Consider the following 13,306-nt stretch of genomic DNA (forward strand, 5'->3'; position numbering starts at 1 on the left):
TCATTAGTCCCTTTATTTTAGATGAGTTTTCTGTCTTGGTCTTTTTGTAAACTTCTTGGGGTATTTTCTGGTGAAACTTTATTGATGGCCTGCGCCATTTACTAGCGGGTTATTAGCACTGTCTACACCATTTTATCCATTACTCATTGCCCTACTTTTCTTTGCCCTTTCCTGTTTCTATACCGCATACTTTAACGTAGATATTAATTTTAACCGTATTGCATTTTCACGAGGACTAGCCGGTATAGGCCTAGCATTATTTTTATCCCCCCTCTTTCATTTATCAGTATTCACTTTTCCTGAAACAAAGCTCGCTGAATGCATATGTTTTTTTCATGTGTCACGTTTGCTTGGTAGTGCGTTAGGCGTTTCATTATTTCTTATTTTATGGCATAGACGCGAAGTCTTTTTTCACCTTCGATTGGGCAGCAATTTGACTGCATTTTCCCCTGAAACACAAAATTTTTTACAACAGGCAAAACTATTCCATCTCCAAGGTAAACATGCTCTTGCTCAATTAAATAATTACCTTACGCGTCAGGCTATTGCTTTGGCACTTGATGATTGTTTTTATCTTATGGGTTGGATGGCGCTTTCTATGATGTTTTTGTTAATTTTTATAGCCGTAGCTCGTGCTAATAAAGATCAACCCCTTACAAGAATGGTATTAAATCATAGTGTTCCAAAAGTTAAGCAATCTTAAATATTTTTTGAACATATTATTCTATTTTCCATCAACAATTTGCAACAATTAAAAAGTTTTGTCCATTTATTACGCTTTTGAATTGATAATTTATCATTTTTACAAAATTTACATACTCCTGAAAGCTTAAATTTAGTTCCTCTTCAAATAAATATTCATATTCAAAAACAATTGGCATTTTATATTTTTCTATTGTTTTTACCGCCCCTTGCATTGCCAATAAATCACCGCCTTGAATATCGATTTTCATAAAGCTTACTGGTTTTTCAAAATCAAGATCATCTATCATTATTGATTTGACTGGACGCCCTTTCCCATAGACATAATCTATTCCGTAAGAACCATAAGTAGAAAATCGCTCGAAATCTTGGACAGGAAAAAACAGAGTCTCATCCCTACGATTATGGACTGCACCGAAATGACTTATGATGTTTTGGGCATTTTCTGCAATATTTTTCCTCAAAACAGAATAAACAAAATCATCAGCCTCAAATGCATGTACGACACCTTCATCACCCACTAATTGAGAAAACAAAACTGCCATTTGACCAAAATTAGAACCAATATCTAATACTGTAGTTCCGGGTTTAATATAACGCTTAGCTACTTCATAAATAGGCTCATCAAAAATATTCCCAGAAATGATGGCATTCGCAATAATGTCTTCATGCGCATCCGTTGGCAAAAAATAATTTCCTGTAGCAGTGATATGGTGTGTAAGGCTATCCGTTTTTTGACTTTTCTTAACAACTGTTTTGTTTATTGAGTCCATTCTTTTTTTAAATTCATCACAATGCCAAAAAGAATTTAACATTTCGATGAGTGATTGATGATGAGCATAATGAATATCCAATACTTCGATACTTTCTGGTTGGCGCCCCAAAAAGATATGGTACATGGTACATACATCTTCTTTAGTAAAATCTTTCACTGTCTTTCCCTAGATCAGTAGATCATATCCCCCGACCAATTTATGTAAATTAAATTTGAATCAATAATCTGAAACTCAAAGGCTTATAGCTACATAAAAGATAACGCTACATTTGCCCTATTAAAAACATCAATGAATTAATGCTAATTCTTCTGTAAAAAATGGACCATCCATAAGTTTTTCTGGCCATTTATAAAGCATTACGGTAAGAGTATTACGATGTTCACCAAATATAAAATCGACAGAGTTGGTGCGCGCAGGAATCATCTGATGTTGCGTGTTATATACTGTCTCTAAATGGTCCCTTATTTTTTTAATTACTGGCGAATCCTTTTTATTTAATAACAATAAGCAAACCCCTATTTCGGCAATAACATCATTCTCCGAGCGCTCTATTATTTGTTGCATATTACGCTCAAAATAATCGCTTATCCAGAGGAAGGATTCGTCATTTACTGAGTTTTGATAATAATGACTCGCTGCAGTGACAAAATACGTCATACCATAAAGTTTTGCTTCATACTCCAATTCGGATAGTTGACTATCCATATAATCGGGAAAAGTTTGCTGAAAAAGTTTGGTATAGGATTTCCTTAAATCAATAATATTTAAATCATGTAAATAATATACATAATTAACTAATTGAGCTCCATAAATCCTAATGTTTTCCTCATTGACGATAAACGCCTCCAAGCGAGGGATTTGAGTTTTTAAAATGTCTATAACCGTATTCGTCTGTGGAAACAAAGAAGTATTTTCCAAATGATAGGAAAAAATCTTATTAGTTGTCTCTAACAAATAAAGATAAAAAAAGTAATCATGGGTTAATTCAAAATAGCAATTGAAAGAAGGTTCCTATCACTGGAACTTTTTATAATTTGATGTACTATCGCGAAAGGAAACCTGGGAATTCTATTCTCTATAATCCCCGGGTTTCTCTGCATTAAACCCTGGCTACAAGACCTATTCAACCTTACGCCAAGTGGTTCCGTTGACCCCATCTTCTAACTCGATGCCACGACTTAGTAAGTCTGCTCTTATCTGGTCAGCACGCCCCCAATTCCTATCAGCACGTGCTTGAAGTCGCTCAGCAATTAATTGTTCTATTTCTACTCTATCCTCTTCAGCAAATCCTGATTGTAAAAATGAAGCCGGGTCTTCCTGCAATAGCCCCATAATACCTGCTAAATATTTCAAGGTAGCACCTAGAACCGGTGAGTTATTCTTATTTACTTCATGGCTAAGCTGAAACAAAACAGATAATGCCACGGGTGTATTAAAGTCGTCATTCATCGCCTGGTTAAATTCATTAATCCAATGATTATCTAATTCTCCGTCAGCAATAGTATGGCCGTCTTTTATGGTTTGATACAAACGAGTTAATGCTTTTTTTGAGTTGGCCAAATTTTCTTCAGAATAATTCAATGAACTACGATAATGACTGCTTAAAAGGAAATAACGCACCACTTCAGGATGATGATCAGCCAAAACATCAGCAATAGTGAAAAAATTGCCCAATGATTTTGACATTTTCTCGTTATTAACTTGCAACATTCCTACATGCAACCAATAATTTGCAAATGGCTTTTCGGTAGCCGCCTCACTCTGAGCGATCTCATTTTCATGATGAGGAAATTGTAAATCCAAACCGCCCCCATGAATATCGAATTGCTCACCTAACTCACTCATAGCCATTGCAGAACATTCAATATGCCAGCCTGGACGTCCTTCACCCCAAGGAGATGGCCAACTGGGCTCGCCTTGTTTTGCTTTTTTCCATAAAACAAAGTCCAATGGGGAGCGTTTTTCTTTCACAATTTCAACACGAGCTCCAGCGACTAATCCCTCTAAATCCTTGTGCGATAATTTACCATAGTCAGCGAATGAGTCGACTTGGTAACATACATCACCATTATCGCTAAGATAAGCATTTCCTTTCGCAAGCAAACGTTCAATTAATTGAATAATACTGTGTATATGCTCCGTAGCCCGTGGTTCTACATCCGGTGCTAAAATATTTAAGGCTTTTGTATCCTCATTCATTGCTGCAATATACTGAGCAGTCAATTCATCTATTGGTATAGCACGCTCATGTGCACGTGCGATAATTTTGTCATCAATATCCGTAATATTACGCACATATTTCACCTCATAACCTTGGGAACGCAAATAACGAACAATAACATCAAAAGCTACCATAGAGCGAGCATGGCCTATATGACAATGATCATAAACAGTAATACCACAAACATAGAGCCCGATTTTTCCAGGTGCAATTGAAACAAACGGTTCTTTTGTTCTGGTTAAAGAATTATATAAATGCAACATATCTGCCCCTTTAGCTTACCCTAGTTTTCCCCAAGTATCTTTCAAGTCAACGACACGATGAAATATGTTAACACGTCCATCTTTTAATTCATTAACACCATAGTATCCCAAACGCTCAAACTGAAACACTTCGCCTTCTTGCTGAGTTGCTAAAGCTGGTTCACAATAGGCTTGTTTTATTTGCAATGAGTTATGATTTAAAAATTGGAAAAAATCGTCCTCTCGGCCAGGGTTGGGATCATTAAATAAACGGTCATACTCTAATACAGTCACAGGATATGCATGTTCACATGATACCCAATGGATGACCCCTTTTACTTTTCTATCTTCAGGATTTCTTCCTAAAGTTTTTTCATCATAGGTACAGCGCAACTCAATAATATTGCCCTGTTCATCATGAATCACTTCATGACATTTAATTACATAAGCGTGACGTAAACGCACTTCAGCCCCGGGAGATAAACGGAAGTATTTTTTAGGTGGCTCTTCCATAAAATCTGAACGTTCAATAAAAAGCTCTCGCGTAAACGGTAAATCACGTCGCTCCGAATCTGGATCTTGCTGATTATAAGCTGGCTTTAATACTTCTACTTTACCTTCTGGATAGTTTTCTAGAACTACTTTTATAGGATCCATAACGCATAAAGCGCGTTTCGCTGTTCTATTTAACTCATCACGAACACATTCCTCAAGTATGGACATATCGATTACAGAATCACTACGTGATATTCCTATTATTTCACAAAACTGGCGGATTGCAGCTGCTGGATAACCGCGTTTTCTCATCCCACGTATCGTAGGCATTCGTGGATCATCCCATCCAGTAACAGCCTTTTTTTCGACCAGCTCACGTAATTTGCGCTTGGAAGTGACTGTATGTGATAAATTCAAACGTGCAAACTCTGTTTGTATCGGTTTTGCAGGTAACGGTAAATTGTCTACACACCAGTCATAGAGAGGACGGTGATCTTGAAACTCTAAGGTACACAATGAATGAGTAATTTTTTCTAAAGCATCGGAAATAGGATGAGCATAATCATACATCGGATAAATACACCATTCGTCACCAGTACGCTGGTGATGCGCATGTCGAATGCGGTAGATTACCGGATCACGCATGTTCAAGTTACCAGACTGCATATCAATTTTTGCTCTTAATACATGGGCACCATCAGAAAACTCCCCTGCTTTCATGCGTGTGAATAAATCCAAGCTTTCTTCGATGGGTCGATTTCTGTATGGACTTTCACGTCCAGGCTCTTGTAAGGTTCCGCGATAAGCACGAATTTCTTCCATGCTTAAACTATCCACATAAGCCAAATCTTTTTTAATAAGTAACACAGCAAAATCATACAACTCATGGTAATAGTCTGAAGAGTGCGTCATGTCATGCCATTCAAACCCTAACCAACGTACATCCTCAATAATGGCATTGACATACTCTTCCTCTTCTTTGATTGGATTAGTATCATCAAAACGTAGATAACAGATTCCTCCAAACTCTTGCGCCAAACCAAAATTCAAACAGATAGATTTAGCATGCCCTACGTGCAAATATCCGTTAGGTTCGGGAGGAAAACGAGTCACTACAGACTTATGTTTGCCACTCGCCAGTTCATCAGTAATCAGTTGTCTTATAAAATGAGCTCGTTTTTCAGTTAATTCTATCATTGGGATATTTCCGTCACTGTTATTACTATGTAGCTTCAGTAAAAATAAGCTATAACTCGATTAATCTTATATGCCGGTTATTGAATACCGGATTCCCAGGTTACGCTTGTGTTCATCAAACCAACCCAATAATGCATTTTTCTCTATATCTCATTAGTTGGAATAAGACTGGCGCAACTTTTGTTATCATTTTAAATTTTTATCCATAGCATGTCGCATAGAGTAAATTAAATCGGCTCCCGCTTCCAACATATCTTTATTCGCGTTGTACGCTTCCAGAACTCGTGTAATCAGGGCCGCTCCAACGATAACACCATCTGCAAATCTGGCAACTTCTGCAGCCATTTCTGGTGTTTTTATGCCAAAGCCTACCATTAAAGGAAGCTTGGTTTGTGCTTTACGGCGTTGATACTGCGCGTTTAAAGATGATACATCCAATGCATCTGAACCAGTAACACCTTTTAAAGACACATAGTACAAATAACCCTTGGCGAATTGGTTAATTAATGCCATTCGCTCATCGGATGTCGTAGGAGAACAAAGAAAGATACTGTATAAACCATATTTTTGCCAGATCTTAGCTACTTCTTCACTTTCCTCGGGAGGTAAATCTACTAAGATTGTTCCATCTACCCCGGATTCTATTGCCTGTTGTGCAAAAAGTTCATAGCCAAAATGCTCAATAGGATTTAAATAACCCATGATAACAATTGGCGTCTCCTGATCCTGCAAACGAAACTCTTTCACCATATTCAAAACCGTTTGGCAATGCACATCCTGAGCAAGCGCTCGTTCCATTGCTCTTTGGATAACAGGTCCTTCCGCCATGGGATCAGAAAAAGGAATACCCAGTTCTAAAATATCTGCCCCGGCTCTAACCAGTTCATGCATAAGCTTCACCGTGATTTCGGGATAAGGATCTCCGGCAGTAATGTAAGGACTAAGCATTTTTTTACCACTGGCGTTCAAGCGCATCAATGTTTTGTCGATTCGATTCATACGGTAATCCCATCAATTTGTGCCACAGTGTGCATATCTTTATCACCTCGACCTGATAAATTCACGATAATACTTTGATCCACTGACATCTTCTTGGCAAGCTTCATTGCATAAGCCACTGCATGGCTGGACTCAAGAGCAGGAATAATTCCCTCAACCCGTGTTAAAGTACGAAAAGCGTTCAATGCTTCATCATCATTAATTGCTTCATAAATAACGCGTCCTGTATCTTTTAAATAAGCATGTTCAGGACCTACTCCCGGGTAATCAAGACCTGCTGAGACGGAGTGAGTATCTTTGATTTGACCGTATTCATCACAGAGCAAATATGTCCGGTTACCATGTAACACCCCCGGTTTTCCCGCAATCAATGAAGCAGAATGTTCGCCACTTTCTAACCCCTTTCCTCCTGCCTCAACTCCATAGATTGCAACCGTTGAGTCACTTAGGAATGGGTAAAATAAACCGATTGCATTAGAGCCACCGCCTACGCAAGCAACTAATGCATCGGGTAAGCGTCCGGTTTTTTCCAGAAATTGAGCTTTTGCTTCTATGCCAATAACAGATTGAAAATCTCGAACCATCTGGGGATAAGGATGTGGGCCAGCCACTGTACCAATAATATAAAAGGTATCATCAACATGGCTTACCCAATCACGCATCGCTTCATTTAATGCATCTTTTAACGTTTGTGATCCTGATGTAACTGGGACAACTTCCGCACCTAACAATTTCATGCGATAAACATTAGATGACTGACGTTTTATATCCTCAGCCCCCATATACACCACGCATTCTAAACCTAATTTAGCCGCTACTGTTGCAGAAGCCACCCCATGCTGGCCAGCGCCTGTTTCGGCAATTACTCGAGTTTTTCCCATACGTGTGGCAAGGAGCGCTTGCCCTACTGTATTATTAATTTTGTGCGCCCCGGTATGGTTCAAATCCTCACGTTTTAAATAGATTTGTGCCCCCCCGATTTCTTTACTTAAACGTTGAGCATGATAAAGTGGATTAGGTCGTCCCACATAATCTTTTAATTCAGCATTTAGCTCTGCTAAAAAATTGGGATCTTTTCGATATTTTGCATAAGCTTCTTCTAATTGCTTTAATGCATACATCAGGGTATCTGCTACAAAAATACCACCGTAGGGACCAAAGTGCCCGTGCTCGTCAGGAAGTTCTTTTTTGTTCATCTCTACCTTCATTAACTTCTTAAAAATGAGCCTGGGTGAAGCGCAGCGTAACCCGAGATCAGCATTCCAATTTCCCGGGTTACGCTGCGCTTCACCCAGGCGACTATACTACCAATTTAACAATTTCTGCATAAACCGACTCATTTTGCCATGATCTTTAATCCCAGGTGATACCTCAATGCCACTGCACAGATCGACAGCATAAGGATGACAAGATTTAATTGCTTCGAGTACATTAAATTCATCCAATCCACCAGCCAATATGTAAGGCTTTTCCAGCTTTTGTGGAATAATTTTCCAATCAAAAGCACATCCAGTTCCACCGCGCGCTACCTCTGAAGGTGTGTCTAACAATAATGCGCGTGCTGTTGCAAAATCCTGTGCAGCCTGATGAATATATGTTGCTGAATTACAGTGTATTGCCTTAATAAAAGGCATATTAAATTGCTCGCAAAACTCAGCGGATTCATCACCATGAAACTGCAATAGCTGAATCGGTAATTCTTCTACTATTTGATGGACTAAATCACGTTCAGGATTCACCAAAACAGCAACGGAATTTACAAATGCAGGCAAATCTTTTAACAAGACTTTTGCCTGATCTATTGAAACATAACGTGCACTTTTCGGATAAAAAATCAAACCTATAGCATCAACACCCAGATTAATCGCATGCGCGACATCTTCGCTACGTGTCATACCACACATTTTGACTCGTATGCGTGCCAGATTCATTATTTCTCCATAAGAAAAGAAGGCCCCGGATTATTCTGTAATATAGAAAACGTCTGAGGGTAAGTCACTTGTACTAAATACAACCCATAAGCAGGTGCTGTTTCGGCACCGAGTCTTCTGTCTTTTGCTTTTAGCACTTCATCTACCCAAGATACAGGATGTTTTCCTGAACCTACTGCAATTAATACACCAGCAATATTTCGTACCATATGATGTAAAAAAGCATTAGCAGTAATATCTATTATCACCAAATCACCAGTACGACTCACCTGTAATTTATGAATATTCCGCATAGGCGTATTCGACTGACATTCAACAGAGCGAAATGAAGTAAAATCATTCTCTCCTAATAAAACCTGGGCCGCTTGATGCATCAAACGATGATCTAATTGCCGGTATTGCCAAGTTATATTGCTTCGAAATAAAGCAGGTCGAATAGCACCATTATAAATAACATAACGATATCTTCTCGCAGTGGCAGAATATCTCGCATGAAATTCTTCTGTTAATTCTTTTCCCCATTTAACGCAAATATCTTTAGGCAAAAAAGAGTTCGCGCCATGAATCCATGCACGAATACTACGCACTTTATCACAGTCGAAATGAATTACTTGGTTTGTAGCATGTACACCAGTATCTGTCCTACCTGCGCAAACTACAGAAATAGGACCATCTGCTACCTTTGATAAAGCATGTTCTACGGCTTGTTGCACAGTATGCAAGCCTGTTTGTGCTTGCCAGCCATGATACTGGCTACCATCGTACTCAAGCACTAAGGCGATACGCATTGAATATTCCTGATAAAAGGGTCAATTTATAATACAGTATATGTTTTGTCTATACCTTAATATAATTGATTTACAAGTTTATTAAATATTATAGTAATTTCTTTTATCTTGGTTCTGATTTTTAGTAATTAATGATTTTCGCCTATAAATTAATAGGTATTAAAAAGTGTCTTCGACTATTTTATTGATTTGATTCATTCAATTATGATACTTTCTCATTCCGCAATTAATTGGCGTCAATAATTGTGCATATCATTATAATCATTAATTGAGACTCATTATGAAAAGGAATTTATTTTACTTAGGTATTACCACTTTATTATTTGTCTGCCATAGTTCTTCTTTCTCTAAAAACATCGAAAACATTCAAAATTCCTTACATCAATCTATCTCCAACGCTCAAGGTAATTGGTTTTTATCAATTGGAGGAGGCGCGCAATTTCCGGAATTAAATTCCCATACCAAAGTAAATAATGGCTCGGGGTTTCCAGCCCCTTATGGTGCAGACCGCTACTCAATTACGAGTAATAATGGAGGAATTATTGCAGCATCTGCAGGCCGACGTTGGCAAAATGATGGCCTCTGGTTCCCTTCTTATTCATTGAGCATCTTTTGGCAGTATTTTTTCAAAACACATATCAGTGGGGAAATTACACAATATTCTTTACCTCAATTTACAAACTACAACTACAATCTGGACTTTACTTCCAATCTCTTATTAGCCTCTGGAAAAATAAATCTGATGAGATATGGAATATTTTCACCATTCATTAACGGAGGAATTGGCAGCTCTTTCAACAATGCCTCTAACTATAGTGAATCCGCATTATCAGGAGTTACCCCGCGAATTAGTCCTGAATTTAGAAACTCTAATACAAGTGAGTTCGCTTACAATATAGGTGCAGGTGTGGATGTACAACTCCTTCCGCAATTGTTCCTCTCAGTGGGTTATATTTACCAGGACTTAGGCCCACTCGCCTCTGGTAACGGAGTTAATGCTTGGACTGGAGAATCATTAACTCTTGGTTCCTATCGTTCAAACGAAGTTTTAATCACAGCCACCTATCTTTTTGGTAAAGAAAAGAACTTTGTTAAATAAAGAAATAAAACCCTCATAGATAAGCCTGGGTCTAGCGTAGCAAAGCCCAGGTTGTTTTTGCTAATGGAGCTCACGTTACGAGCAAAACCCTCATCCAGGTCATAATAAAAATTATGGTTTTCCTTGTATTTCATCAATTAAGCGTTGCGCTTCATCTTTTTGTGACTTAGTACCATGTTCCATAACTTCGTTTAAAGAATGCAATGCAGATTCTATATCTTCCATTCCTATATAAGTTCTTGCTAGAGCAAGCAGAGTATCTAGTGCCTTTTTGTTTTTTAACTGGGAAAGATCACTATTCTCATCGTTTTTCTGTGTTTGAATTACATCATCAGATGAAGGAGTAAAATCCAAACCATTGTCCTCATCGCCGTGCTCTTGAGAATTATTTTCTCCTAGAGTCGGCTTTGATGTAAGCATATGATGTAAACCCGATTCAAACTCAAGTAAATTATCTTCTTGAGATTTATCTTTTTTGCCATCATTAGTTCGCTCAGATGACTCAAATTTCTCTTCAGTAGGTATAATTTCCAACAAGTGCTCTTCATCTGTTGCCAATACTTGAGGCTCAGGAGCATTAGAAGTACCTTTTGTGAACTCACTTGCAGCCTCAAAATTAGGTTCTGTTTTTATCACAGGTCTAAACTCTAATTCCGGCTCAGCCTTTGGTTCAGGTTCTGGTTTTAATTCAGGTTCTGGTTTTAATTCAGGCTCAGGTTTTAACTCAGGCTCAGGTTTTAACTCGGGTTCAGGTTTTAACTCAGGTTCAGGTTTTAACTCAGGTTCAGGTTTTAACTCAGGCTCAGGTTTTAATTCAGGCTCAGGTTTTAATTCAGGCTCAGGTTTTAATTCAGGCTCAGGTTTTAATTCAGGTTCAGGTTTTAATTCAGGCTCAGGTTTTAATTCAGGTTCAGGTTTTAATTCAGGCTCAGGTTTTAATTCAGGCTCAGGTTTTAATTCAGACTCAGATTTTAATTCAGGCTCAGATTTTAATTCAGGCTCAGGTTTTAATTCAGGCTCAGGTTTTAATTCAGGCTCAGATTTTAACTCAGGCTCAGGTTTTAATTCAGGCTCAGGTTTTAATTCAGGCTCAGATTTTAACTCAGGCTCAGATTTTAACTCAGGCTCAGATTTTAATTCAGGTTCAGGTTTTAATTCAGGTTCAGATTTTAATTCAGGTTCAGATTTTAATTCAGGTACAGTTTTTTCATTAGACTCTGCTTTAAACTCTTGTACAGGTTCTTCCGTAATAAGCCCCTCATCAGAACAAATAATGGGTTTCTGTGAATCAGAATGTACAGTAATTGGAGCATTGGTCTTTGCTGTAACGGATCCTTTTTTTGCTTGATCACGCCATTTAAAATAAAAATATGCAGCAACCCCACTCGCCCCACCAGCAACAAGCAATAACAGAAATAAAATCCAAAAATCAGATGAGTGATCTGAATTGTTCATGGAGTTGGCTTGTCCTGCAATGGCTATCCGCTCTTTCATCATCGTTTGAATTTGATTACGGATTAATTGAAGCTCGTGATCGCGTATATCTAATTGTTTTTGTAATCTTTTATTTTGTGTTTGTAATAAACTGAGTTGTTCTGTTAATAGAGCATTAGACTCCCGCAAAGAATCTACTGCAGCAGTTGTAATTGATATTTCAGCTTTCAGTGTCCTATTTTGCTCAGGACTCACTTGTTTCTTGGTCTCCAAAGACGAGATTGAACTTGGCAAAGTAAATCTAGACAATGTTTGGCTCGGTATCAAAGTTGAAACATCAGAAAACTTTGGTACAGGCGGTATTTGTGAGTACTCAACAGAGGCTGCACTGGATGCTTGTCCTGTTATATAGGGAGGAGCTAATACATGATTAATTGATGTTTTTTCGTTCCATGCTTTATCATGAGCCATTACTTCAACTGTAGCTAAGTCAGCTGGAACCTCCTGAAAATCTTTATCAGAAGGAACGTTAAGGCGAACTCCATTTTTTAATCCATTTAGATTTCCATCAATAAATGCATCCGGATTTGCTCCTACAATTGCAAGAACAATTTGCGGTAAAATTGCTTCTGAAGTTTTATATCTTTGTGCAATCTGCCATACATTTTCATTAGATACTGTCGGACCATAAACTGCTTTTTTCTTTTGTGTAGCCTGATCCTGATTCACTTGACGATACTTCTTAGTCGAACCTGTTGTATTTTGATGATAAGTAGTAAATTTTCGCTGATAGGTTAAACCGCTTTGTGCAGTTGTATTCGCTAATTTATAACCAGGTGGATCCAGCAATACCGTAAAAACTTTATTAATTTGCCCTTTAGACCAGATCAAATCGACAACAAGTTCCATATAGGGATCCGTCATTCGTTCTGTTGAGTGAACGATCACAACGAATTTTCCCTGTTTATTTTTTCTAATATCAAAGGAAAGAGAACTAACTTCTTCAGAATGCTCAATACCTAAGCTTCGATAGCTTTGTGGATCAGCAAGTCCTACTTTAATACCGGACAAAGAAACGTCGTGTACATCGAGTAATTCAATTTCAGCAAGAAAAGGCTGGTCTAAAGCTGATTCTACTTTCATTTTACCTAAACCTAGGGTGTACGCACTTATTGGCAAAGTAAGTGAAAACAGAGATGAAAATAAAACCGTTTTTTTCAATCAGAGCTCCATGCCCTTTGGGGTTGAAGACAGAAAATTAGCTTTTAAAAAAATTAACATTCTTTACTAATCCATTCAAGTAATTAGCGTTCTTATGAACATCTTAAGTAGAACTATTTAATTTAAAATATTCTATTTGGCTCACGAAACAAAATACTATGAAAAATGCATTATTCAATTAGATAACTCTACTTGCAATGC

At 37.9% G+C, this 13,306-nt stretch carries 11 protein-coding genes; 2 read left to right on the forward strand and 9 right to left on the reverse strand.

All coding sequences use genetic code 11. The features are described from left to right. Positions 1-337 precede the first annotated feature (337 nt). Positions 338-703, forward strand: coding sequence for a hypothetical protein (locus ACWTEW_RS18235; RefSeq protein ID WP_454783076.1), 366 nt, complete (start codon positions 338-340; stop codon positions 701-703). 31 nt (positions 704-734) lie between these two features. Here ACWTEW_RS18235 and ACWTEW_RS18240 read toward each other — a convergent pair whose 3' ends face one another. The 8 genes from ACWTEW_RS18240 to truA all read right to left on the reverse strand — a co-directional run bounded on the left by ACWTEW_RS18240 (position 735) and on the right by truA (position 9,351). Then, a complete protein-coding gene (locus tag ACWTEW_RS18240; protein ID WP_454783077.1) occupies positions 735-1,634 on the reverse strand; it encodes an FkbM family methyltransferase in 900 nt (299 codons plus the stop codon). A gap of 129 nt (positions 1,635-1,763) precedes the next feature. Continuing rightward, on the reverse strand, positions 1,764-2,432 hold the full coding sequence (locus ACWTEW_RS18245) for a DUF3541 domain-containing protein (protein WP_454783078.1): 669 nt from the start codon (positions 2,430-2,432) through the stop codon (positions 1,764-1,766). 165 nt (positions 2,433-2,597) lie between these two features. Next, positions 2,598-3,962, reverse strand: coding sequence for a cysteine--tRNA ligase (gene cysS / locus ACWTEW_RS18250; RefSeq protein WP_454783079.1), 1,365 nt, complete (start codon positions 3,960-3,962; stop codon positions 2,598-2,600). A 15-nt stretch (positions 3,963-3,977) separates the two neighbouring features. Then, positions 3,978-5,633 (reverse strand): glutamine--tRNA ligase/YqeY domain fusion protein, encoded by a 1,656-nt coding sequence (locus ACWTEW_RS18255; protein WP_454783080.1) that lies wholly within the window; start codon positions 5,631-5,633, stop codon positions 3,978-3,980. Between the two features lie 186 nt (positions 5,634-5,819). After that, on the reverse strand, positions 5,820-6,632 hold the full coding sequence (trpA, locus tag ACWTEW_RS18260; RefSeq protein ID WP_454783081.1) for a tryptophan synthase subunit alpha: 813 nt from the start codon (positions 6,630-6,632) through the stop codon (positions 5,820-5,822). Next, positions 6,629-7,828: a tryptophan synthase subunit beta gene (trpB, locus tag ACWTEW_RS18265; RefSeq protein WP_454783082.1), complete on the reverse strand. Its 1,200-nt coding sequence runs from the start codon at positions 7,826-7,828 to the stop codon at positions 6,629-6,631. Before trpB ends, trpA begins: the two co-directional genes overlap by 4 nt. 108 nt (positions 7,829-7,936) lie before the next feature. Continuing rightward, positions 7,937-8,563 carry a phosphoribosylanthranilate isomerase gene (locus ACWTEW_RS18270; RefSeq protein ID WP_454783083.1) on the reverse strand — a complete coding sequence of 209 codons (627 nt, stop codon included), beginning with the start codon at positions 8,561-8,563 and terminating at the stop codon, positions 7,937-7,939. Beyond that, on the reverse strand, positions 8,563-9,351 hold the full coding sequence (truA, locus tag ACWTEW_RS18275; RefSeq protein WP_454783084.1) for a tRNA pseudouridine(38-40) synthase TruA: 789 nt from the start codon (positions 9,349-9,351) through the stop codon (positions 8,563-8,565). Before truA ends, ACWTEW_RS18270 begins: the two co-directional genes overlap by 1 nt. Positions 9,352-9,631: 280 nt before the next feature. Between truA and ACWTEW_RS18280 the strand changes: the two genes are divergently transcribed. Next, complete coding sequence (locus tag ACWTEW_RS18280; protein WP_454783085.1) at positions 9,632-10,450, forward strand: outer membrane protein; 819 nt, start codon at positions 9,632-9,634, stop codon at positions 10,448-10,450. A 111-nt stretch (positions 10,451-10,561) separates the two neighbouring features. Here ACWTEW_RS18280 and ACWTEW_RS18285 read toward each other — a convergent pair whose 3' ends face one another. Next, entirely contained in the window at positions 10,562-13,105 is a 2,544-nt protein-coding gene (locus ACWTEW_RS18285) for a FimV/HubP family polar landmark protein (RefSeq protein ID WP_454783086.1), read from the reverse strand. Between the last annotated feature and the right edge of the window lie 201 nt (positions 13,106-13,306).

The organism is Legionella stuttgartensis (genome assembly GCF_977063405.2).

Bases quoted from the DNA above. Each gene is read 5' to 3' on its own strand.
- cysS (WP_454783079.1), bottom strand. From the start codon at position 3,962: ATGTTGCATTTATATAATTCTTTAACCAGAACAAAAGAACCGTTTGTT.
- ACWTEW_RS18270 (WP_454783083.1), bottom strand. From the start codon at position 8,563: ATGAATCTGGCACGCATACGAGTCAAAATGTGTGGTATGACACGTAGC.
- ACWTEW_RS18255 (WP_454783080.1), bottom strand. From the start codon at position 5,633: ATGATAGAATTAACTGAAAAACGAGCTCATTTTATAAGACAACTGATT.
- trpA (WP_454783081.1), bottom strand. From the start codon at position 6,632: ATGAATCGAATCGACAAAACATTGATGCGCTTGAACGCCAGTGGTAAA.
- truA (WP_454783084.1), bottom strand. From the start codon at position 9,351: ATGCGTATCGCCTTAGTGCTTGAGTACGATGGTAGCCAGTATCATGGC.
- trpB (WP_454783082.1), bottom strand. From the start codon at position 7,828: ATGAACAAAAAAGAACTTCCTGACGAGCACGGGCACTTTGGTCCCTAC.
- ACWTEW_RS18280 (WP_454783085.1), top strand. From the start codon at position 9,632: ATGAAAAGGAATTTATTTTACTTAGGTATTACCACTTTATTATTTGTC.